General features: G+C 53.0%; 22 protein-coding genes. 8 read left to right on the forward strand and 14 right to left on the reverse strand.

Going from position 1 to position 21,321, the window contains the following annotated elements:
* Nucleotides 1-152: 152 nt before the first annotated feature.
* The 4 genes from phoR to CJA_RS00760 form a co-directional block, all read right to left on the reverse strand.
* Nucleotides 153-1,433, reverse strand: coding sequence for a phosphate regulon sensor histidine kinase PhoR (gene phoR / locus CJA_RS00745; protein ID WP_012485832.1), 1,281 nt, complete (start codon nt 1,431-1,433; stop codon nt 153-155).
* A gap of 36 nt (nt 1,434-1,469) precedes the next feature.
* Entirely contained in the window at nt 1,470-2,168 is a 699-nt protein-coding gene (gene phoB, locus CJA_RS00750) for a phosphate regulon transcriptional regulator PhoB (RefSeq protein WP_012485833.1), read from the reverse strand.
* A gap of 85 nt (nt 2,169-2,253) precedes the next feature.
* Entirely contained in the window at nt 2,254-3,183 is a 930-nt protein-coding gene (ubiA, locus tag CJA_RS00755; protein ID WP_012485834.1) for a 4-hydroxybenzoate octaprenyltransferase, read from the reverse strand.
* Between the two features lie 20 nt (nt 3,184-3,203).
* On the reverse strand, nt 3,204-3,782 hold the full coding sequence (locus CJA_RS00760; protein WP_148208938.1) for a chorismate--pyruvate lyase family protein: 579 nt from the start codon (nt 3,780-3,782) through the stop codon (nt 3,204-3,206).
* A 224-nt stretch (nt 3,783-4,006) separates the two neighbouring features.
* On the opposite strand from CJA_RS00760, the gene CJA_RS00765 reads away from it, so the two are divergent.
* A complete protein-coding gene (locus CJA_RS00765) occupies nt 4,007-4,282 on the forward strand; it encodes an HU family DNA-binding protein (protein ID WP_012485836.1) in 276 nt (91 codons plus the stop codon).
* Between the two features lie 45 nt (nt 4,283-4,327).
* Nucleotides 4,328-5,695: a dicarboxylate/amino acid:cation symporter gene (locus tag CJA_RS00770; RefSeq protein WP_012485837.1), complete on the forward strand. Its 1,368-nt coding sequence runs from the start codon at nt 4,328-4,330 to the stop codon at nt 5,693-5,695.
* Nucleotides 5,696-5,724: 29 nt separating this feature from the next.
* On the opposite strand, the gene CJA_RS00775 is transcribed toward CJA_RS00770, so the two are convergent.
* Complete coding sequence (locus tag CJA_RS00775) at nt 5,725-6,390, reverse strand: hypothetical protein (RefSeq protein WP_238526802.1); 666 nt, start codon at nt 6,388-6,390, stop codon at nt 5,725-5,727.
* Nucleotides 6,391-6,657: 267 nt separating this feature from the next.
* On the opposite strand from CJA_RS00775, the gene hisB reads away from it, so the two are divergent.
* Genes hisB through hisF form a run of 4 tightly spaced genes read left to right on the forward strand, consistent with a single transcriptional unit; the run spans nt 6,658 to nt 9,499 of the window.
* Nucleotides 6,658-7,251 (forward strand): imidazoleglycerol-phosphate dehydratase HisB, encoded by a 594-nt coding sequence (hisB, locus tag CJA_RS00780; protein WP_012485839.1) that lies wholly within the window; start codon nt 6,658-6,660, stop codon nt 7,249-7,251.
* Nucleotides 7,252-7,272: 21 nt separating this feature from the next.
* Entirely contained in the window at nt 7,273-7,923 is a 651-nt protein-coding gene (gene hisH, locus CJA_RS00785; RefSeq protein WP_012485840.1) for an imidazole glycerol phosphate synthase subunit HisH, read from the forward strand.
* Between the two features lie 57 nt (nt 7,924-7,980).
* On the forward strand, nt 7,981-8,712 hold the full coding sequence (gene hisA / locus CJA_RS00790) for a 1-(5-phosphoribosyl)-5-[(5-phosphoribosylamino)methylideneamino]imidazole-4-carboxamide isomerase (protein WP_012485841.1): 732 nt from the start codon (nt 7,981-7,983) through the stop codon (nt 8,710-8,712).
* Between the two features lie 13 nt (nt 8,713-8,725).
* Nucleotides 8,726-9,499 carry an imidazole glycerol phosphate synthase subunit HisF gene (gene hisF, locus CJA_RS00795; RefSeq protein WP_012485842.1) on the forward strand — a complete coding sequence of 258 codons (774 nt, stop codon included), beginning with the start codon at nt 8,726-8,728 and terminating at the stop codon, nt 9,497-9,499.
* A 94-nt stretch (nt 9,500-9,593) separates the two neighbouring features.
* On the opposite strand, the gene CJA_RS00800 is transcribed toward hisF, so the two are convergent.
* A complete protein-coding gene (locus tag CJA_RS00800; RefSeq protein WP_012485843.1) occupies nt 9,594-10,310 on the reverse strand; it encodes a hypothetical protein in 717 nt (238 codons plus the stop codon).
* A 451-nt stretch (nt 10,311-10,761) separates the two neighbouring features.
* On the opposite strand from CJA_RS00800, the gene CJA_RS00805 reads away from it, so the two are divergent.
* Nucleotides 10,762-11,493 (forward strand): BamJ family beta-barrel-assembly machinery protein, encoded by a 732-nt coding sequence (locus CJA_RS00805; protein WP_012485844.1) that lies wholly within the window; start codon nt 10,762-10,764, stop codon nt 11,491-11,493.
* A gap of 162 nt (nt 11,494-11,655) precedes the next feature.
* On the opposite strand, the gene CJA_RS00810 is transcribed toward CJA_RS00805, so the two are convergent.
* Nucleotides 11,656-12,123 (reverse strand): Rsd/AlgQ family anti-sigma factor, encoded by a 468-nt coding sequence (locus tag CJA_RS00810; RefSeq protein WP_012485845.1) that lies wholly within the window; start codon nt 12,121-12,123, stop codon nt 11,656-11,658.
* A 95-nt stretch (nt 12,124-12,218) separates the two neighbouring features.
* Entirely contained in the window at nt 12,219-12,701 is a 483-nt protein-coding gene (locus CJA_RS00815; protein WP_012485846.1) for a disulfide bond formation protein B, read from the reverse strand.
* Between the two features lie 189 nt (nt 12,702-12,890).
* Here CJA_RS00815 and CJA_RS00820 point away from each other — a divergent pair, with 189 nt between their 5' ends.
* Nucleotides 12,891-13,442: a flagellar basal body-associated FliL family protein gene (locus CJA_RS00820; protein WP_238526803.1), complete on the forward strand. Its 552-nt coding sequence runs from the start codon at nt 12,891-12,893 to the stop codon at nt 13,440-13,442.
* Here CJA_RS00820 and gshA read toward each other — a convergent pair.
* The 6 genes from gshA to CJA_RS00850 form a co-directional block, all read right to left on the reverse strand.
* Nucleotides 13,439-15,049, reverse strand: a complete 1,611-nt coding sequence (gene gshA / locus CJA_RS00825) for a glutamate--cysteine ligase (protein WP_012485848.1) — start codon at nt 15,047-15,049, stop codon at nt 13,439-13,441. The genes CJA_RS00820 and gshA overlap by 4 nt on opposite strands.
* Nucleotides 15,050-15,133: 84 nt before the next feature.
* Nucleotides 15,134-15,451, reverse strand: coding sequence for a hypothetical protein (locus CJA_RS00830; RefSeq protein WP_012485849.1), 318 nt, complete (start codon nt 15,449-15,451; stop codon nt 15,134-15,136).
* 32 nt (nt 15,452-15,483) lie between these two features.
* Nucleotides 15,484-16,761 (reverse strand): mechanosensitive ion channel family protein, encoded by a 1,278-nt coding sequence (locus CJA_RS00835; protein ID WP_012485850.1) that lies wholly within the window; start codon nt 16,759-16,761, stop codon nt 15,484-15,486.
* Nucleotides 16,762-16,921: 160 nt separating this feature from the next.
* Nucleotides 16,922-17,716, reverse strand: coding sequence for a gluconate 5-dehydrogenase (locus tag CJA_RS00840; protein ID WP_012485851.1), 795 nt, complete (start codon nt 17,714-17,716; stop codon nt 16,922-16,924).
* A 12-nt stretch (nt 17,717-17,728) separates the two neighbouring features.
* Nucleotides 17,729-18,568 carry a 5-dehydro-4-deoxy-D-glucuronate isomerase gene (kduI, locus tag CJA_RS00845; RefSeq protein WP_012485852.1) on the reverse strand — a complete coding sequence of 280 codons (840 nt, stop codon included), beginning with the start codon at nt 18,566-18,568 and terminating at the stop codon, nt 17,729-17,731.
* A gap of 127 nt (nt 18,569-18,695) precedes the next feature.
* On the reverse strand, nt 18,696-21,257 hold the full coding sequence (locus CJA_RS00850) for a glycoside hydrolase family 88 protein (protein ID WP_012485853.1): 2,562 nt from the start codon (nt 21,255-21,257) through the stop codon (nt 18,696-18,698).
* Nucleotides 21,258-21,321: the final 64 nt, after the last annotated feature.

The raw sequence follows: 21,321 nt of genomic DNA on the forward strand, positions 1-21,321 counted from the left end.
CTAGGTATGAATGGAGTACGAACTGGATTTACGTTGCAAGTAATGAACTTTTTTTCAAGGCAAGTTTGCATCGTAAAGCGTTATTTAAACAACCATCGCTCGATGTATTTTATATGCCGATTTTCTTCGGTTTAACTCGTTGTTATTAGGTTTTATTGAGGTAGAGGGAATACGCACATAAACACGCTGCCTTTGCCCACTTCGCTGGTGATTTTTAATTCGGCGTCGTGGCGCATGAGGACGTGTTTGACGATGGCGAGGCCGAGGCCGGTGCCGCCGGTACCGCTGTTGCGGCTGGCGTCTACACGGTAGAAGCGCTCGGTGAGGCGGGGCAGGTGCTTGGCTTCTATGCCGGGGCCGTTGTCGCTGACGGAGACGTAGAAGTGGTTTTTATCCTGCCATAGCAGGATGGAAATTTTTCCTTCTGCCTGGGTGTATTTGATGGCGTTGGTGACCAGGTTGGAAAAGGCGCTGTGCAGTTCCTTTTCGTTGCCTTGCAGGGTGAGTGGTTTGGTGGTGTTGTTGCAGATGAGAGTGAGTGTTTGGCTTTTTTCACTGCTTAGCACATCGGCTTCGCTTTTGACGACTTGCAATAATTGTTCGACATTAATCGCTTTGTGATTGTGACCGGCCTCGGTAGTTTCCAGTTTGGAGAGTACCAGCAAGTCGTTAATCAGCAGCGACATGCGTTTGGCCTGTTGCAGCATTTGTTGCAAGGGCTTATCCCAGGCGGGAGTGGTGTTGTTATCAGCAAGGGTTTCAACATAGCCATTGATAACCGTGAGCGGCGTACGCAGTTCGTGGGAAACGTTGGCAACAAAATCCTGGCGCATTTTTTCCAGGTTGTGTAATTGCGTGGTATCGCGCACTACAATCAAACGCTCGTTGTTGCCAAAGGGTGTGATCTGGAATTGCAGGTATTTGGAAGGAAAGCGAGGTGAGGGAATTTCCAGCGGCTCGCTGTAGTTGCGCTCTTCAAAATAGCTGACAAATTTGGGGTGGCGGATAAAGTTGATGACGGATTGGCCCTGGTCTTTGGTGTTGAGTGCGAGCATGCGATGTGCAGCAGGGTTCCAGAAGTCGAGGTGGCCGCGCCAGTCGAGGATGATGATCCCGTCTTTCAGGGCAGAGGTGATTTCCTGGATGCGTTTGATGACCGCTTGCAACTGTTCCTTTTCCAGTTTTTGGTGGCGTTGCAGTTGGTAGAGGCTATCGAAAAGTTCACCCCAGAGGCCGGTGCTTTCCGGGGGTGGTTGATCGCTGCGGGTGGTCCAGCTGTGCAGTTTATGCAATTGTAAAAAATGGTTGATGATGTAGATGGTACTGCCGAGCAGTAGCGCCAGGGTGATATGGTCTACTGCTACACCAACTATGAGTGCGATACACAAAATCAGGCCGATGCGACGCAATTCGGCAGTGAAACCTTTTAACAAGCTGAGCGGCCTCTCGCGGTAGGTGCGGGGTATTTATCAGGCTTCGATTTTGGTGGAAAAACGATAACCGGTACCGCGCACGGTTTGCACCAGATCTTCGTGGCCATCAATGGCGAGGGCTTTGCGCAAGCGGCGGATATGGACATCCACTGTGCGCTCTTCGACATAGACATTGCCACCCCAGACGTGATCCAGCAATTGGCTGCGAGTATAGGCTCTTTCCTGGTGGGTGAGGAAAAATTCCAGTAAGCGGTATTCCGTAGGCCCCATGTCGACCGATTGGTTATTGATGGTGACGCGGTGACTGGCCGGGTCCAGGCACAAGCCTTGAACGATAATCGGGGCGGAGTTGACGTGTGGGTCTGCGCGGCGCAATACCGCTTTGAGGCGGGCAACCAATTCGCGCGGTGAGAAAGGTTTGGTGATGTAATCGTCGGCGCCGACTTCCAGGCCCTGGATTTTGTTGTCCTCTTCACCTTTGGCAGTGAGCATGATGATGGGCAGGTTGGCGGTGACCTCGTCGCGTTTGAGGCGGCGGGCGAGTTCTATACCACTGGTGCCGGGCATCATCCAGTCGAGCAGGATCAGATCCGGTTTTTCGTCGATGATCAGGCTGTGTGCGTCTTGCGCATTGCCTGCTTCGATACATTGGTAGTCTGCCATTTCGAGCGCGACACGCAGCATGTCGCGAATAGCGGATTCGTCGTCAACAATAAGAATTTTGCGTCCGGTCATAACACTGTGCCTGGTGGGTGCTTACATCGTGTGACGCTATTTAATAAATACAGTGTTACGGAATTATGACAATGTCACAAGGCCGTCATGTTTTTAGGGCCAGATCCAGCGCTATACCGGTAAATATGGCAAATCCTACCCAGTTGTTGTTGAGAAAGGCCTTAAAGCAGGCTTGACGGGCGCGGTAGCGGATCAGCCATTGCTGGTAGATGAATAACCCGGCCACGGCAACCAGGCTGAGCTGGTAGTAACTGCCAAGGTCAAAGCGCTTGCCCACCAACAGCAGGGTGTAGAGGGTGATGGCCTGGAGGATACCGGTGATGAGCCTGTCCTGCTCGCCAAACAGGATGGCGGTGGATTTGACGCCCAACTTGAGGTCATCGGGCCTGTCCACCATGGCGTAGAAGGTGTCATAGACCACCGTCCAGACAACGACAACCAGGTAAACCAGCCAGGCTTGTGCGGGAATCTCCCCGGCTTCAGCCGCATAGGCCATGGGAATCCCCCAGGCAAAGGCGGCCCCCAGGATCACTTGTGGCAAGTGGGTGTAACGCTTCATAAAGGGATAACAGAAGGCTAACAACAGGCCACCCACGGATAGCTGGATAGTCAGCAGGTTGGTGTTAAGCACCAGCCCAAAGGCAGCCAGGCAGAGCACCACAAACAGGGCGATGGCTTCGCGGCTGGAAACAGCGCCGGTAGCCAGGGGGCGTTCACGGGTACGCTCTACATGGCCGTCGATCCTGCGGTCAGCGAAGTCGTTGATGACGCAGCCGGCCGAGCGCATCAGGATCACCCCGAGGGTAAAGATCACCAGGTTTTTCAGGCTGGGAGCCCCCTTGGCCGCCAGCCAGAGGCTCCACCAGGTTGGCCATAGCAGCAGCAGGATACCTATAGGCCTGTGCAGACGCATCAGCTGTACGTAATGGGTAGCCTTGGTCAGCCAGCGATTGGTTATCGGTGCCTTGTGCCGTGGGCTGCGGTTTTTAGTGGGTTTGGGTGACTTACCGGGCATGGGTCAATCCTGTGGGCCTGTTAGCGTGGTTGAGAGTGTGCCAGACCCTGGCAAAAGCTGGGGAGAAAGACTTCACTGACCAGCAAGGGTTTGCGGTCGAGGTAGAAAACCGAGCGCCTTCCCCAGAGGTGCTGCGCCTGCTGGTAGAGGCTAATGGGAACATAGCCCTGTTGCGGGCTGATACAGGCCAGTTCGATGGGGCTGCGCGCCAGGTCCGGGCGGCTGAACAGGAAGGCTCCCAGGGGCTTGCTGCCCTGGTGGCGCAAATGCCGCAGGCGGCCGGTGAGGCTCTGTAAAGGCAGGACGCTGCGGGCAAATACCCAGTCTTCTCCGCGACCTTGCAGGATGACCTCGCGTATCAATGCCAGGGATGGGCGTCGGTATTGGCCGAGGAGTTGGCGCTCGTCCAGGTGCGGTAGTGCCAGGTGCTGGCGCAGTATGTGCACCTGGAAGTACCCCTGGCTTCGCTGTTGCAGCCTTGCGGTGAGTGAACCTTCATGGCTTAACCAGTCGCGCAGTGCCAGGTTTGGTCTGTTTGCCCGGGGCCAGTGCTGCACGGGGCGCCAGCGCAGGGGAACACTGGCTGGGTGGGGCAGCATGGTCGCATCACAGGTGGTAGGCAGAGCAGGCAAGCGAAACTCCATGGGCTTGGTGGTATTGGTTCTGGGGGGGCTGGCCCAAATGGGGCGAAAGTGTACCAGTTTGTGGCTCTGGTCGAGGGGGTATGTACTGTGCAAGGGGCGACGAATGCGCTTGCAGCAGGTAAACTCGCGCGCTTTGGCCGGTTTTGCGGCTTTTGTTTATCACACTCAAGGAGTTACCCATGAATAAGACCGATATCGTTGTTGCTGTCGCGAATACAGTAGAACTCAGCGCTCACAAAGCTGACCTGGTGGTGTCCGCGTTTGTGGAGCAGATCACCAATGCGCTGGCGCGCGGTGAAAGTGTTGCCCTGTTGGGGTTTGGCTCTTTTCAGGTGAGTGAGCGCGCTGCCCGTACCGGTCGCAACCCGCAAACTGGTGAAGCAATCCAGATTGCTGCCAGCAAGAGCGTGAGCTTTAAGGCCGGCAAGGCACTGAAAGACGCCGTTAATGAATAATCCACAAGCCCTGGCGACCGCCGGGGCTTTTTGTCTGGAGGTGGTATGAGCCTGACCACAAAAATTCTGATCGGGATGCTGCTGGGGTTTCTCCTGGGCGCGGGATTCAATTTGCTGGCAGGGGTTGAAAAGGGCCCGGACGGCCAGCTGCTTCCGCTCACTGGTGTGGCGCTGTGGCTGCAAACTTACCTGATAGAGGGGTTGTTTGATGCCTTGGGGCAAATCTTTATCGCCTCGCTCAAGCTACTGGTTGTCCCCATGGTATTTGTGTCCCTGGTGTGCGGTGCTGCGGCCCTGGGTGGTCACAGTCGCATGGGAATTATGGCGGGTAAGACCGTTATTTATTACACCCTGACCTCGGTGATTGCCCTGACACTGGCGGTTGGTTTTGCACTGCTGATCCAGCCGGGTGCCGGGGTGCAAATGGATATGGCGGTTAATTTTACCCCACCGGAAAGCCCGTCGATCAAGAGCATGCTGATTGATATCTTCCCCAGTAATCCGGTGGCGGCCATGGTGGAAGCCAACATGTTGCAGATCATTGTGTTTGCAATTTTGTTCGGTATTGCGATTTCTCGCACCACCGGGGAATCGGGCAAGGTAATTAGTTCGTTTTTTAATAGCCTTAATGATGTTGTGATCAGCCTGGTGATGTTGCTGATGCAATTCGCGCCCTATGGGGTTTTTTGCCTGTTGGTTAAATTGTTTTCCCAATTGGGGTTTGGCGCGATCCTGGATTTGGCTAAATACTTTTTCACCGTGCTATTTGTGTTACTGCTGCACGGTGTAGTGATTTATGGATTGTTAATCCGCAGCCTGACCGGGTTGAGCCCGGTGACCTTTTTCAAAAAACAATGGAAGGTGATGTTGTTTGCTTTCAGCACGGCCACCAGCAGTGCCACCATGCCTTTTAATATGCGCGTGTGTCGCGATGAGATGGGCGTAGACAACAAGATCGCCAGTTTTGCCATTCCTCTGGGGGCAACCATTAATATGGATGGCACTTCCATCATGCAGGGGGTTGCCGCTATTTTTATTGCCCAGGCATTTGGTATAGACCTGGGCATTGGCGGTTACCTGATGATTATCCTCACCGCTACCCTGGCCTCTATAGGCACAGCGGGTGTGCCCAGTGTAGGCCTGGTGACCCTGGCTATGGTGCTGCAATCAGTAGGGTTACCGGTGGAGGGGATTGCGTTGATTATCGGCGTAGATCGGCTGCTGGATATGACGCGCACAGCGGTCAATATCACCGGCGATTCTGTCGGTGCGATAGTGGTGGCTAAAAGTGAGGGTATGTTGGACGAAGAGCGCTACCGCGACATGAATGCCTCCATGGAGGGCGAGCCCATAGAAAACGCCGGCACCCAAACTCCTGATCCTGTGGAAAAACCCGATTTCCAGGAAAAATAGGCAGCCTGTGATTAACGCCGGGTTGGCTGCTAGTGCCATACCCCCGGCGGTTTGCCAAAATCGATTTCTATGGCCAGGTCTTCCGTCAGGCAGGGCCAGCGTTTCAATTCTTCTTCCCAGCCCTGGTGTTGGTGCTGGTACACATAGCGGCGCACGTTTTCCCCTTCCAGGCGATGCTCATTCAGCAGCAGTTCCGCCGAGAAAAGCACGGCCTGGTCCAGCTCATTGGCGAAGGGCTCGCCAATCAGTTCATGGGCAATGATATTGGCCAGGGTCATGTCCATCGGCGCCAGAGGGATACCGCTCTGGGCCATAAAGCGATCATTCACTTCTTCCAGCAGTCGGTGGGCCAGGTAAGCCTCATCCAGCAGGGCTTGCAACTGGCTGTGTTCACCCACCAGGCTTGGCGGGGAGAGGAAGTAATCGCTGGCGATCTTGAGCAGTGGCGATACTTCGCTATAAATTCCCGCCTCCTTGGCCATGGTGCTGATGGCTTCAATAAAGTCAGGTACATGGCGTATATAGCGCATGACGAAATCAGCCAGGCATATAGCGGCCTTTTCGGTGGGGAGTTTAATGGCGTTGTGGAGGTGCGCCTGGCGGTGTTCCAGAAAGTCTACCAATCGTCCTGATGCTGAATCCTCTTCCTGGGCCTGCCGTATGAGCACCCGGATAGGGTTAAGATCGTTGGTCAAGGTTTGTCTCATGGGGTGTGTATGTCTTATCACTATAGGCCTGCCTTGGGCGGCGACTGCTGCCCTGTAACGCTTTAACCCTAATCCATAGCCCTGTGATTGCAAGTAAGGCTTAATACCGACTTTTTATAAAGAGCAGCAGGATCGCCAGGATTCGGGGGGTGTCGCTGGTTTAATCACCGCCATAGCCGCGGTTTCCGTGAATTTGGTGGCTCAAATCTATATAATTCGCGCACCCTTCGACTTTCTATCCCGCGAGACTTGTTTATGTCCGACCGTATCGCCCAGGTCACCCGCAACACCCTGGAAACCAAAATCAGCGTTAGCCTTAATCTGGATGGCGCCGGTAAGGGTGTATTCAACACGGGAGTTCCCTTCCTTGAACACATGATGGATCAGATTGCCCGCCACGGGATGATTGATCTGGATGTGACCTGTGATGGCGACACCCATATTGATGACCACCACTCGGTAGAAGATATCGGCATCACCATCGGCCAGGCAATTGCCAAGGCGGTTGGCGATAAAAAAGGTATTCGCCGCTATGGCCATGCCTATGTGCCACTGGACGAAGCGCTGTCGCGCGTGGTGATTGATTTCTCCGGTCGCCCCGGTTTGGTCATGGATATTCCCTTTACCCAAAAGCGCATCGGCCAGTTTGATACCGAGTTGTTCTGGGAGTTTTTCCAGGGCTTCGTCAACCACGCCGGTGTAACCCTGCATGTCGATAACCTGCGCGGCCACAATGCCCATCACCAGATCGAAACCGTGTTCAAGGCCTTTGGTCGCGCCCTGCGTATGGCGCTGGAAAAAGATCCGCGTATGGAAGGCATCATGCCTTCTACAAAAGGCAGCCTCTAAGAACAGCGTGGTAAAACGTTAATGGCCCAGCAAACAGTCGCCGTGATTGATTACGGCATGGGTAATCTCCATTCGGTAGCCAGTGCCCTGGCACAGGTTGCCCCCGAGCAAAACGTAATCGTTACAGCTGATCCTGCGGCAGTTGCGGCTGCCGACAGGGTGGTGTTTCCCGGTGTGGGGGCTATTCGCGATTGCATGGCAGAAATCAAGCGCCTGGGATTCGATACCCTGTTGCGCGAACAGATCGCCACCGGCAAACCGGTGCTGGGTATTTGCGTGGGCATGCAGGCTCTGATGGATCACAGCGAAGAAAATGGCGGTGTGGATTGCATTGGTATGTTGCCGGGCCAGGTAAAGTTTTTTGGCGAGCAGCACAAGGATGCCCAGGGCAATCCGCTCAAGGTGCCACACATGGGCTGGAACCAGGTGCATCACAACCATCACCCGCTCTGGGCGGATATTGCACAAGACAGCCGTTTTTATTTTGTGCACAGCTTTTATATCCACGCGGATGAACCGTCACTGGTGGCGGCCACCTGTGATTACGGTTTGGAATTCCATGCGGCCCTCGCGCGCGACAATTTATTTGCCGTGCAATTCCACCCGGAAAAAAGCCACACCGTTGGCCTGCAACTGTTAAAGAATTTTTTACATTGGGATGGGCGGGCTTAGGCAGATCTCCCCATCGCCGACCGCACCATCTCCACTATCAATCGATGAGAACAAAGAATGTTGATTATCCCCGCAATTGATTTAAAAGATGGCCAGTGCGTGCGTTTGCGCCAGGGCTTGATGGACGATTCCACCGTGTTTTCCGATGACCCGGTGGCTATGGCCAGGCAATGGGTTGACCAGGGTTGCCGCCGTTTGCATTTGGTTGACCTGAACGGTGCCTTCGAAGGCAAGCCGGTGAATGGAGGTGTGGTCACTGCCATCGCCAAAGCCTATCCCGGTTTACCAATCCAGATTGGTGGAGGTATTCGCAGCGCTGCCACCATCGAGTATTACCTGCAAGCCGGTGTGCAGTCTGTGATTATTGGCACCAAGGCGGTGAAAGAGCCGCAGTTTGTCACCGACATGTGTAAGGCTTTCCCCGGTCACATTATCGTCGGACTGGATGCGAAAGACGGCTGGGTTGCCACCGATGGCTGGGCGGAAGTGTCCAATGTGCAAGCGACGGAACTGGCCAAGCGTTTTGAGCAGGATGGCGTGAGCAGCATCGTCTACACCGACATCGCGCGCGACGGCATGATGCAGGGCGTGAATGTGCAAGCCACAGTGACCATGGCACAGGCCTCCAGCATTCCGGTCATCGCCTCGGGCGGTATTACCAATATGGATGATATCCGCGCGCTCAAGGCCGAAGCCCACAAAGGTATTTGCGGTGCTATCACCGGCCGCGCGATTTACGAGGGCACACTCAATATGGCCGAAGCCCAGGCCTACTGCGACGCTAACTGATTCGGTACTGCCTATGCCTCTCGCCAAACGCATAATTCCCTGCCTCGATGTCGATAACGGCCGCGTGGTGAAGGGCGTGAAATTCCTCGACATCCGCGATGCGGGTGATCCGGTGGAAATTGCCAAGCGCTACAACCAGGAAGGCGCAGACGAAATTACCTTCCTCGATATTACCGCCACCCACGAAGGCCGTGACACAACGGTGCACACTGTGGAAAAAATTGCCAGCGAGGTATTTATCCCGCTGACGGTTGGCGGAGGTATCCGTACGGTGGATGATATCCGCACCATGCTCAACGCCGGTGCCGATAAAGTGAGTATCAACTCGGCGGCGGTGTTTAATCCGGATTTTGTAAAAGCTGCGTCGGATCGTTTCGGCGCCCAGTGTATCGTCGTCGCCATTGATGCAAAAAAAGTCAGTGCTGAAGGTGAAATGCCACGCTGGGAAATCTTTACCCACGGCGGGCGCAAACCCACGGGCATCGATGCGGTGGAGTGGGCGGTAAAAATGGCCGGGTATGGTGCAGGTGAAATCCTGTTAACCAGCATGGATGGTGACGGCACCAAAAAAGGCTATGACCTGGGGGTGACGCGCGCGATCAGCGATGCCGTGCCGATTCCGGTGATTGCCTCCGGTGGTGTTGGTAACTTACAGCACCTGGTGGATGGCGTAACCCTCGGGCGTGCCGATGCCGTATTGGCGGCAAGTATCTTCCATTTCCGCGAATACACCCTGCCACAAGCCAAAGAATTTATGCGCGCTCAGGGCATCGAAGTGCGCTTATAAAGCGTTCGCTGTCAAGAGCGGTGTTCAACAAAAAAAGCCCCGGTGTGATGAGCATCGGGGCTTTTTGCTATGGGTGGAAAAATCCGCTGTTGGCTTAGTTTTCCACAGAGGGTGTATCACCACGGGGTTCACTGGCCGTTGCTACGACAGGCGCAATAACCGGAGCAGCGTTTACTGCGGGAATTACCGGTTCCGGTGTTGTTTCAACAGGCGCTACAGGAGGAGTTGCTATTACACTGCCTTGAACGACTTTTTTCGCCGCAGGTTTTTGGGTTTTAGCGGCGGGCTTTTGCTCCGTGTTGGGAGTTACCGCCCCGGTCTTTTTTACGGCGACCTTTTTCGCGGTATTTTTTTCAGGCCTGGCCTTGGGGGCTGCTTTTGCAGTGATGGTTTTTTCTACCTTGGATGCAGTAACTTTAGCTACTTTTTTAGCCGGTTTGATTGCTGCCTTGGGTTTTACCGCTTTGGCGCCCAATTCCCTGCTCACAGCTTTGGATATCTCAGCAGCTTCTTTTTGGGCAGCGGCCAATTGAGCAACTCGCTCTTGGGCGCCAGCGAGGGCCTTGCCACTGTTATCCACCTCTTGTTGTAACAGCTTCAAACGCGCTCTTGCCGCTGCGTTTTTAGCGCCCTTGGCTTTCAGGTCTTTGACTTTTTTAGTTGCGTTGGCGGCTGCTTTTTTCGCAGCAACCAACGCCTTTTGCGCAGACGCGAGTTCTTGCGCGCGGGCTTTCTCCACGGCAGCGGTGACCTTGGCAATTTGATGTTCTAACTCGGCAATAGCGTTTACAGCAGATTTTGTCGCGGCCATAGCAAGGTTCCTGTACAAGTCGGAGACAGAAAAGGGGACAGAAGACGGAGACTTACGTTCACTCGGGATGTCCTGTGCTCGTCATCGTCAAAAAATGATTGGGCAAAATAACTCGCATTCACGCCTGCTGATACGAGCAGGGTGGCGCAGATTGTAGCTGCCCCTTTCGGTACCGGGCAATGGCTGAACCGGCTTGAATCTGATGCCTGGCCAGAGGAACTACACCGGGTTTGGCAAGTCTCAATTGCGCTTTTTACGTGGGATGTTCTGGGGGGCAGTACACAGTTTGATGGTATTTTCGGTCAATTAATTGCCTCGGTAAGTACATTTTCGCCAACTTGGTATACCATGGCGGCCTGCTCTGGCGCTGCGTTCGCAATCGGCTTACCGCATGGCCGCTCATGATGTGAGCAGTCTATTCGTCAAAATGATTACAAATTTAAGGTGCATTATGTTCAACAAACGTTTATTAGTTCTCGGCCTTATGGCTGCCTCCACCACGCTGATTGTCGGTTGTAAAGAAGAAGCCAAACAAGATGACAGCGCCAAACTCACCACCCTTGAGCAAAAAGCCAACTACATTATCGGCCAGAACATTGGCCGTAACCTGAAGAATGGCGGCCTGGCGATAGAGCCTGAGTCCCTGGCCCTGGCCCTGGCTGATATACGCGATGGCAAAGACTCGCGTATCAGCGAAGAAGAAATGCAAAAAATCATGCAGGAAGTGCAGGAAAAAGCGATTGCCAAGCAGGAAGAAGAACAGAAAAAACTGAGCGAAGAAAACCAAACCAAGGGTAAGGCTTTCCTCGACGAGAACAAGGCTAAAGAAGGTGTCGTAGCCACCGAGAGCGGCCTGCAGTATAAAGTGATCACCGAAGGTAAAGGTGCCAAGCCCAAGGCAACGGATACCGTGACCGTTCACTACACCGGCAAGCTGATTGATGGCACCGAGTTTGACAGCTCTGCCAAACACGGCCAACCGGCCACCTTCCCGCTGGATGGTGTTATCCCCGGCTGGACCGAAGCCCTGCAATTGATGCCGCAGGGTTCCAAATGGGAAATTTACATTCCTTCTGAACTGGCCTACGGTGCTGGTGGCCAGGGTCCAATCCCACCATCATCTACCCTGATTTTCGAAGTAGAGCTGCTGGAAATTAAAGCGCCGGAAGCGGCTGCTAACTAAGGCGTTGCCGGGTTTACCGGCCGCTCATAAAAAATTTCCGGGAGAAATTTTCAACGCCGCGTCAGCGGCGACCCGGAGGGTGGTGGTCATGGATGGCAAGCCATAAAAAAACCCGCTACGGCGGGTTTTTTTATGGCTTGCACCTGAGCAGCAAGGATTGGATTAGTTCACCAGATCTTTGTGCGATGTATGCAGGACAGAGATCATGCGGTCTTCAGCACTGAAACGGGTTTCCAATGATTCACCCAAACGTGACAGGTCGTCGCTCAGGCTCCCCAGGTCGTCCGTTTCCAGGTACTTGTCATTGAAGTCCAACAGGGTTTCCGTGGTCTCATCTACCACAGCATAGAGCTTGCCGGCTTCCTGCAGGGCTTCTTCATCTTCAAACTCGCGTCCTTCCTTGATCAGTTGATCGTAAATTTCAAAGTGCCCGGCGGAAACGTAATCCACCAGAATTTGGCACAGCTCACGCAGTTTGTGACCGCGCAGGGCTTCATTGGCATCTGTCGCTTCGAGTGCGCTCAGGTCACAGTATTGCACCAGCATCTGCTGGCGCTCTTCAAGCCAGCGGTCGATGATCTCGCTGACACCACCCCAGCGTTCTTTGGCACTTTTGCAGTTTTCTAACATTGATGGTTCCTTTAAAGGCGTATCGCACAAACAGAAATATCAGGTGCGCCACAATAGGCCATCTTGCGAAACAGGGCAAGGGTGGTCCATAACCATCACGCTTTGCGTATAGCCTGGTAAAGATTAACCAGGGCCAGGCCGATAAATGCCGCCAGGGTCCAAAAGGCCAGGCTCATGCCGAAGATTTTGTCCACATGGGCACAGTTGCCATCACCTTGCAGCAGTAATTTGAATGCCTCCATCAAGGGGAATTCTTCAAAGATATAGGCCAGGCCGGGGCCGCACGCGGGGACCTGATCAGCGGGCAGGCTTTGCAGCCATAATTGGCGACTGGCGAAAGCGGCGCCCAGCAGTGCAGAGATTATCCCGAATACTGCATAGGCGCGGCGGCCTGTCGTTGCCGGGTGATGGATCAGGGCAGCGAGGGCGATCAGTCCGGTGAGAATGACAAAGGCGCGCTGGGTGATGCACAGTGAGCAGGGAACCATCTTCATCACATGCTCCATGTAGGCAGCGGCGAGGATCAAGGCAGTACAGCCGAGGAAGATCAGCAGGTTGGTTTGGCGAATCGAGAGCATGGGGTTTCCTTGATGATGGTCATGGGTGGACGTGGCGGTATGTTACGCAATTGGCCCGACAGACTGCCAGCGCCTATCGACCTGTTGCAGGATAGGCCGGACAAATGGGCTATGCTTGTGGGGATTCGCGCGTTGGAGTCTAATCTGCCCGGATAGTTCAGGGGCGGGTCCTGTGTAGTTCAGGGCATCGTGAGTTCAGTGAATCAGCATGTGCAGTGGGACGTGGCTGCCAGTGTCTGTTATTTGGAAAAAGTGGCTTCCAATGGAGAAGAGATGTTTATGAACCTGTACGTTTTACGAATCTGTATGGCAATTGGCCTGCTCCTGTCATCTATTATGGTGCCTGTTTGGGCCGCAGGTGGCGGGGATAAGATTCCCGAGGGGATTAACTATATTCCGGTCGCGCCGGCGTTGATCGTCAATTACGGCGGCCCTGACAGCAAGACGCGCTACATCAAGGTGGAATTATCTATTCGCGCTGAAAATGCCGCTGATACCAAAACCCTGATGCATCACTTGCCATTGATTCGCGATCGGCTGATCAGCATTTTCAGTGCGCAAACTGAAGAGGCCCTGGGTTCGGTCGAGGGTAAGGAAAAGCTGCGTCTGGAGGCGCTGGCTGAAATCAACAGGGTTGTACATGAAATCGAGTATGGTGCCGATGCGGCGACACAACACTCGATACCGGCCAATAAGCCAGCCTCGGATTTGCTCTTTAATAATTTCGTGGTGCAGCGTTAACAGCCACAGCTGCACCCCTGATACTGGGCGTAGTAATTTGCCAGGTATTCGTCAAAGCTGAGCAGCTGGCTGGTCTCCAGTTGTACCTGCTCCGCCTGCGACTCCTCACTCATCTGTCGGAATCTCGCCAGCTCGGAACCCTTTAAGGGGTTCCGGGCAAAGTGCGCGCGCTGGCGCTCGGCTTGCGCCAGGGTAAAGCGGATAAACCCCTGGTCCGCCTCCTGCATATCGGCCAGTAGCTGCGCGGATGGCGTTAATGACGGGTTTTCCAGTTTCTGTAATTGCTGCTCCAGCGCCTGCTGGTGCGCAGTACTGGATTGTGCCTGGTCAAGCAGTTCGGCACAGCCTTGCATTTGTGCCAACACTTCTCCTGCCCACAGGCGCAAGGGGCGCTGTGTATCACCGCTGAGTAATGTCAGTGCGGGGTCGCGCCCCTGGTTAACAACACGCTTCTGGTTTTCCTGTCCCTGGTAAAACTCCTGCTCATCCATCGCCGGGCTTTCGCTTAACAGGCAGAACAACAGGAAGCTATCCATGACCCGGATTTGCTCGGCAGTAATACCCAGGGGCTCATAGGGGTTTAGGTCGACACAACGTACTTCTACATACTCAACACCACGCAGGCGCAAGGCTTGTAAAGCGGTTTCTCCGCGCTTGCTGGTACGTTTGGGGCGGATACTGGAGTAGAACTCGTTTTCGATCTGCAACAGGCTGGTATTAAGTTGCTGGTAATTGCCTTCAGTATCCTTAACGCCGATGCGTTCATAAGCCGGATGGCTCTGGGTAATGGCGCCGCACAGGGTTTTCAGGTAATCGCTCAGGTTGTTGTAATTCACCACTAGGGATTTCTGCGCATCACTCTGGTAGCCCAGGTCGCCCATACGCAGGGAAGTCGCATAGGGTGTGTAAAGCGTGTCCTGGTGCCCCGGGAAGGGTTGCAGTTGGTGGTCGCGCCGCTTTACGAAACAAGCACCTACGGCAGGTGAGGCGCCAAACAGGTAAATCAATAACCAGAAATGGCGACGGAAATTGCGGATCAGGGCGAAATAGCGTTCGGTCTTGAAATCTTGCAGGGATTGTTGATCCCCCACATGGGCCTGCAATTGCTGCCAGAAACTATCAGGTAGGCTGAAGTTGTAATGGATGCCCGCGATAGTTTGCATGGAGCGCCCATAGCGGTGCCCCAGGCCTATACGGTAAATCGTCTTCATCAGGCCTGAGTTGGAGGTGCCGTAACGGGCAACGGGAATATTGTCGTCGGGACCCAGATGGCAGGGCATGCTGGTGGGCCACAGGCGCTCGCCAACAGGCAGCTGTTGATAGGTAAAGCGATGGATCTGTTCCAACTGGTCCAGTAAAGGCTCAACCTTGGTAAAGGGCTGGGTAATAAATTCCAGCAGGGCCTCGCTGTAGTCGGTAGTGATATGGGGGTGGGTAAGTGCTGAGCCCAATCCTGCCGGGTGATCTGTTTGCGCCAGCGAAGCCTCCGGAGTTACGCGCAGGCTTTCCTTCTCCAATCCGCGCATGATGCCGCCAAGGCTGGTATTAACGGAGGGTTTAGCCAGCAGCTGTAACAGCGCTGTGGCTATAGGGCTAATCTGTGACACCTGGGATTTCCTGTATGGGCCCGCTGGGGTGGGCAGGGAAGTTGTTGCGCCCGGAAGGGGACTGGCTGATAGCTAGTCTAGCGTTTATGGCGCGGTTTGCGTGCCTGTCTCTATGACAGGTGCGGGCTCTGCCGGATCTTCAAATAAATCCTTGGCCGGTTTAGGCAGAGGCTCAGGCAAGATCGCCGGATCAAGGAGGGGAAGTCCCTTTTCGTTAAGGCCGCAACTCAATAGCTGGATGCGCTGGGTGAAATCCCTGGCACTGGCTTCAACTTTTTGGTTAATGGCTTCATCTTTATGGGGAGTCTTGAACAGGGCAGCGGGGTCGCGACCATCGACCCACTGGTTTTGCTTGCCCAAAAACAATTTTTGCTGGTTTTGCAAAATAAACCATTCGCTCATAGCAACTCCCCAAGGTTGTATCGCCAGGTCGCCTATGTGGGGGCTTGGTCGGAGGAGTTCAAGGGGCCGACCTGGTGGGCCATGTGCTGCATATCGTAGCCGGACGGGCTTTGGTAGACACGCAGGCCGAACTCGGGAATAACCGCAAAGATATGGTCGAAAATATCAGCCTGGATACGCTCGTAATTCGCCCAGCTGGTGTCGTTGGAAAACGCATACACCTCCAGGGGAATCCCCTCTGCCTTTGGCTCCAGCTGACGCACCATCTGTGTCATTCCTTTGTGGATATTTTTGTGGTTGCGCAGATAAGCGCTGAGGTAAGCGCGGAAGGTACCCAGGTTGGTCAGGCGGCGCCCGTTAACCGGATACTCCAGATCGATACCGGATTGCTGGTTATCAGCTTCGATGTCGCGAATTTTTTCCTCGATATAATCGCTTAGCAAGGCGGCTCGGCGCAGGCGCTGAATATCTTCCTGCTGGAGGAACTTCACACTGGTCGCATCGATGTAGACGGCGCGTTTAATCCGTCGACCTCCCGATTCACTCATGCCGCGCCAGTTTTTAAAGGAATCGGAAATCAGTGCATAGGCGGGAACAGTGGTGATGGTGTTATCCCAGTTGCGGACCTTAACGGTAGTCAGGCTGATATCAATCACATCGCCGTCGGCGCCGTATTTGGGCATCTCCAGCCAATCACCCAGGGACAACATGTTGTTGGCCGCTAATTGGATGCCTGCCACAAAACCGAGGATGGCATCCTTGAAAACCAATAGCAGCACCGCAGTCATAGCACCCAGACCACTGAACAGAATCAGGGGGGATTTATCAATGACCAGGGAAATGCCGAAAATAATGGCTACCAGTGCCGCGATTAATTTGATGCTCTGGGAAATCCCGCGCAGTGGCATACGCCGTCCGATACTGGTCGGCATAAATATTTCTTCAAGTGCATTGAGTAATGCAAAGAGCGAAAGCAGGGCAAACAGCAGGATCCAGAGTTCAGTCAGTATCTGGATAAATGCCAGTGCATCGCTGTCGGGAGCCAGCCAGATATTGGCCTGGACATATAAAATGACACCCTGAAAAACCAGGGCAATACGGTTGAACAAGCGGTTTTTATAAAGCGCCTGACGCCAGAGCTGCTCGGAATTGCGTGTGGAGTATGAAATCGCCCGCAGGACAACAGAGTGCAAAATAACATGCAACACCAGCGACGTCAGGACAATCAGGCCCAGTACAATCGCAACATAAATCAAATCCGCATGGGCTAACTGATAGGGCTCCAACCAGCCTTGAATCAACGCTTTCATCGGCCTCTCCTGTAGAAAATCGCAAGGGAGGGGCAACACTAACAAAATTGGGCGGTGATGGGAACCTTGTAGAAACAGGGAATATTTCTACTTACTTGTGAGATAGAAAGAATAAACCCGGCAAGCAGCCGGGTTTATTCTTGACGAAGATAGGTTAAAACTAGGCTTCGTTACTGGGCTTACCAATAGTAGCGAGAATACCACCGTCTACATACACAATCTGCCCGGTCACAAAATCACTTGCTTTGGATGCGAGGAAAATCGTAGCCCCTTGCAAATCATCCGGATCACCCCATTTGGCGGCGGGGGTGCGGTTGATGATGAATTCGTTGAAGGGGTGGCCATCAACGCGAATGGGTTCGGTTTGGCTGGTGGCGAAATAGCCAGGGCCAATGCCGTTGACTTGCACATTGTGTTTTGCCCATTCGGTTGCCATATTTTTGGTCAACATCTTCAGGCCACCTTTTGCCGCTGCATAAGCACCGACAGAATTGCGACCCAGTTCGCTCATCATGGAGCAGACGTTGATGATCTTCCCTTGGCGGCGCTCAACCATTTTACGCGCTACCGGGCGGGTCATAGTGAATACACCAGTCAAATCGATCTTGATGACTTCTTCAAAATCTTCCAGTGACATTTCCAGCAGTGGTGTACGTTTAATAATGCCAGCATTGTTGATCAGAATATCAATCGCGCCATGGTCTTTTTCAATTTGCTCAACAGCCGCCGTGACCTGGTCTTCATCCGTCACGTTAAATCGGTAACCGAAGGCTTGAAAACCTTGAGCGCGATAATATTCAACGGCTTTATCAATTTTTTCCTGGGATGAATTGCCATTGATAATCAGCTTGGCACCAGCGCTGGCGAGCCCGGATGCCATTGCCATACCCAGGCCGTGGGTTGCGCCGGTAATCAGCGCAACTTTTCCGCGTAAATCAAACAAAGGATGTGTCATGGTATTTTTGCCTTATTTCAGCTCACTGGGTTTGTGGAAATCCATATCCGTGTAGTCGTGGTTTTCACCTGCCATACCCCAGATAAAGGTGTAATTGGCAGTACCTACACCTGAGTGCATGGACCAGGGTGGAGAGACCACGGCTTGTTCATTGGCAACCCAAATATGGCGTGTTTCTTCCGCCGGGCCCATGAAATGGCATACCGCGTGGTCTTGCGGAATATTGAAGTAAAAATAAGCTTCCATACGGCGGCTGTGTGTGTGCATGGGCATGGTGTTCCAGATACTGCCGGGTTTGAGTTCTGTCATACCCATTTGCAGCTGGCAGGTATCCAATACAGTATTGATCATGAGCTGATAAATATCGCGCTCGTTACAGGTATCTCCTGCACCCATGTGTAATACCTTGCCGTTTTCCTTATCCACTTTCTTGGTGGGATAACTGTGATGTGCGGGTGTTGAATTCAAATAAAACTTGGCGGGGTTGCTGGCATCATCGCTGCTGAAAATCACTTCTTTGGCACCGCGGCCAATGTAAAGTGCTTCTTTTGTGTTGATAGCAAACACTTCACCATCGACAGAAACCTTGCCATTACCACCGATATTGATAGTGCCCAATTCGCGGCGTTGCAGGAAGTATTCTGACTTCAACTGGTCATAGGTTTCCAGTACAACTGCCTTGTTGACCGGCATAGCGCCGCCGACCATCAAACGCTCGTAGTGGGTGTAAGTGAACAGGACTTCATCGGCCGCAAAAATGTTTTCAACCAGGAAGTGCTTGCGCAGTTTTTGGGTGTCGTAATGTTTGTAGTCGTCGATATGGACGGCGAAACGCTCTTCGAGAACTTTCATACTAAATTTTCTCTCTATTTCTCATCGGCTAACGCCCGCTGTCGGAAACCGACAGCGGGCGAGGTTGGGTATTCTGACAGCTTAAAAACAGCCAGAATAAAAAGGAAATTAAACCTGGCTATACGCGCTATTGCGCTTGTTTGAGTAATTTATAGATTTCTATCCCAGCCATGATAAAGGGACCGTTGCCTTTGGGGTCGTTGCTGACAATACGCTCGGTCATGTAGTAGTCGTAGCTACCGTCGCGACCAAAACCAAGGCCAGCCACCAGGCATTGGTTGGTCATGCTGATTTTGCCATCGGCATGGACGGTGACAAATTCCTTGATCAACCCCTGGTAAGCCTTGAGTGCAGGCTCTTTGTATTCTGCGGGCAGGTAGCCGTTATTCAGTGCTTTTGCCAGGAAGTAGGTGAACATGGCTGTACCTGTGGATTCGCGGTAGTTGGCAAGTTCACCAGGCTTATCGGTAATTTGCCACCAGGTGCCTGTCTCCGGGTCTTGATAGCGAATGATGTCCGCCGCAAATTCGTTCACCATATCCAACATGGTTTTACGCAGATCGGTCTCGGACTCCGGTAAGTAATCCAGCACGTCTACCATCGCCATGGCTAACCAGCCCATACCGCGAGACCAATACTGGGAGGCCAGGCCGGTTTCTTTATCCGCCCAAAAGGCCTCTTTGGATTCATCCCAGGCGTGAATATACAGGCCATTGTCGGCGCGCAGGCGGTTGCGGGTAATATCAAATTCGTGAATGCCTTCTTTGAAGCTGGCGTGTTGCACTGCACCGGTTTCGTAAATAGAAGCGTATTGGATCAGGAACGGAATTCCCATGTAGACACCATCCAGCCAGAGTTGGTTGGGGTAGGTAGCACGATGCCAGAACGCACCTTCAGATGTGCGTGGATGTATTTTTAAATGGTTGCGCAGGTAGTCGACCGCCTTGCGGTATTTTTCTTTACCGGTACGCTGTTCCAACAGGATAAGCACCCGTCCGGGGTTAGTCAGGTCGATGCTGAACAGTTCAGGCGGGAAGGTGTGGATATTGCCTTCTTCGGTAACAAAGCTGCCAGTCACAATTTCGGCAGCATCAACATAACGCTGATCAGGGCTAACACCGTTGAGGTCTTGTAACGCCTGGATTTGCAGGCCTGCCACATCGTATTCAAATTTTGCCGGGCGGCGACGGTACTCATCCCAGCCGCCGTAGTGGTATTTCAGGGTTTTACGATCCAGTTCGGAATCCGCCAGTTTTTTAGCCCAGGAAAGCGCAGATTCAGGTGTTAACAGGTTTTGCTTGGCTTCTGCGCTCAGGGTTGATTCAAAACGAATGCGCGGCGCCTTGGTTAAACGGTCAACTTCACGCTCCAGGTAGGCTTTAAAATCGGCCTCTGTTTTGATGCCGTCAAGCTCGTGTTCCCAGGCAGCAAGGAAATAATACTCAAGATTGCCACCGTTATCGTTCATGACCGACACATAGGAACTTTCGTCTTCGGTTTGCTCCTGGCGATCACCGCGGCGGAAGATAATAGCCATACCTAAATGGTCATCAGGGCCGCTCAGGCTTTGTTTGCCCCAGCTGCCGACATAAGTCCAGGCATAGCCACTTTTTTCGGTATTGCCTTGAAGCAAGGTGGTCCCCGGATGCTTCACCATGCCTATGGCAAAGTTGGGAATTTCTTTGCTGGCATTCAGATCAACCTTCACCAGACGACTACCGGCAGTCATGGTGAAGTGTGCTTTCAAATCAAGCTTGGTGTCGTTGATCTGCCAACCCTTGTAGTTAATGATGAAACCGGAATAAAGATCACCATTATTGGTAATGATGGCATCGCGCGTATCCACTTGGGATACCAGTTCTACACTTTTGCCGTTCCAGAAGCCAAAGCCACCCATACCGAGAGACTTGCCTACTTTAAGTACATCCACGCCCCAATCGGCGTTGTGATGGTAACTGTCATAACCATCCTGGCCCACATTTTGTAGCACCATCTCATGGACTTTCTTACCAAAAATATCAAAGCCATTGCGCCAGTCGAGATAAATGCGATAGCCAACCTTGTCGGACTCAATACCGGGGCCTTCATAGCGTATCCAGTAAGAGTGATCGGTATATTGTGGTGGGGGCGTTACGCGATCTACATTTTTAAAGGTACCGCCAACGTATTCTTTACCCTGCCATTCGCCACCTTCTTTGATGGAGATTTCAGCCTGGGTTTGTTTCTTGACAACAGGTTTGCTGATTGATGGATCAGCAGAAACGGTGAACCGGCGCGTTTGCGCTGATGCAAAATCTGCGTTGAATAGCAAGGCATCAAGGGTTTCATCGCCATCGGTGTCTACCAATTGAGACGGCAGTATTTGTTCGTCACTTTTGATGGCAAGTTGTTGTGCTTTGGGATTATTTGCATCTAACCCCAAATCATAAAGTGGAATAAAAACAGGTTCGCGATCAAGTGCAAATGCGTTGGCATTGCTGACTTCCAGTTGCGCTAGCTGATGGTTAACAGCGGCAGATGGGGTGCTTGTTGTTTCGGTGTTGGTAGCTTGCTTGGATTGATCGGGTGAGCATCCTGCCAGAGCGGCCACCATCAAACTGATAGAAAAGATCGCACCCAGTGTCTTGTCATGTCTCATCGAAATCAATGTTATCACCCTCTCAAATCGTTGATTGAAATCGTCTTGCATAGCCATCCTGGCCTGATAAATTTTGTTCTTTTTTGAAGCAAATAGGGATGCCAGCGAGCTGGCA

The sequence above is a fragment of the Cellvibrio japonicus Ueda107 genome, assembly GCF_000019225.1.
Classification (GTDB): domain Bacteria; phylum Pseudomonadota; class Gammaproteobacteria; order Pseudomonadales; family Cellvibrionaceae; genus Cellvibrio; species Cellvibrio japonicus.

What these genes read in the sequence shown, in the direction of transcription:
- hisH (WP_012485840.1), top strand. Translation starts at nt 7,273, where the DNA reads ATGGCCCAGCAAACAGTCGCCGTGATTGATTACGGCATGGGTAATCTC.
- CJA_RS00805 (WP_012485844.1), top strand. Translation starts at nt 10,762, where the DNA reads ATGTTCAACAAACGTTTATTAGTTCTCGGCCTTATGGCTGCCTCCACC.
- CJA_RS00760 (WP_148208938.1), bottom strand. Translation starts at nt 3,782, where the DNA reads ATGCTGCCCCACCCAGCCAGTGTTCCCCTGCGCTGGCGCCCCGTGCAG.
- CJA_RS00765 (WP_012485836.1), top strand. Translation starts at nt 4,007, where the DNA reads ATGAATAAGACCGATATCGTTGTTGCTGTCGCGAATACAGTAGAACTC.
- CJA_RS00815 (WP_012485846.1), bottom strand. Translation starts at nt 12,701, where the DNA reads ATGCTCTCGATTCGCCAAACCAACCTGCTGATCTTCCTCGGCTGTACT.
- CJA_RS00835 (WP_012485850.1), bottom strand. Translation starts at nt 16,761, where the DNA reads ATGAAAGCGTTGATTCAAGGCTGGTTGGAGCCCTATCAGTTAGCCCAT.
- CJA_RS00770 (WP_012485837.1), top strand. Translation starts at nt 4,328, where the DNA reads ATGAGCCTGACCACAAAAATTCTGATCGGGATGCTGCTGGGGTTTCTC.
- ubiA (WP_012485834.1), bottom strand. Translation starts at nt 3,183, where the DNA reads ATGCCCGGTAAGTCACCCAAACCCACTAAAAACCGCAGCCCACGGCAC.
- CJA_RS00830 (WP_012485849.1), bottom strand. Translation starts at nt 15,451, where the DNA reads ATGAGCGAATGGTTTATTTTGCAAAACCAGCAAAAATTGTTTTTGGGC.
- kduI (WP_012485852.1), bottom strand. Translation starts at nt 18,568, where the DNA reads ATGAAAGTTCTCGAAGAGCGTTTCGCCGTCCATATCGACGACTACAAA.
- hisA (WP_012485841.1), top strand. Translation starts at nt 7,981, where the DNA reads ATGTTGATTATCCCCGCAATTGATTTAAAAGATGGCCAGTGCGTGCGT.
- phoB (WP_012485833.1), bottom strand. Translation starts at nt 2,168, where the DNA reads ATGACCGGACGCAAAATTCTTATTGTTGACGACGAATCCGCTATTCGC.
- hisF (WP_012485842.1), top strand. Translation starts at nt 8,726, where the DNA reads ATGCCTCTCGCCAAACGCATAATTCCCTGCCTCGATGTCGATAACGGC.
- CJA_RS00840 (WP_012485851.1), bottom strand. Translation starts at nt 17,716, where the DNA reads ATGACACATCCTTTGTTTGATTTACGCGGAAAAGTTGCGCTGATTACC.
- hisB (WP_012485839.1), top strand. Translation starts at nt 6,658, where the DNA reads ATGTCCGACCGTATCGCCCAGGTCACCCGCAACACCCTGGAAACCAAA.
- CJA_RS00850 (WP_012485853.1), bottom strand. Translation starts at nt 21,257, where the DNA reads ATGCAAGACGATTTCAATCAACGATTTGAGAGGGTGATAACATTGATT.
- CJA_RS00800 (WP_012485843.1), bottom strand. Translation starts at nt 10,310, where the DNA reads ATGGCCGCGACAAAATCTGCTGTAAACGCTATTGCCGAGTTAGAACAT.
- CJA_RS00810 (WP_012485845.1), bottom strand. Translation starts at nt 12,123, where the DNA reads ATGTTAGAAAACTGCAAAAGTGCCAAAGAACGCTGGGGTGGTGTCAGC.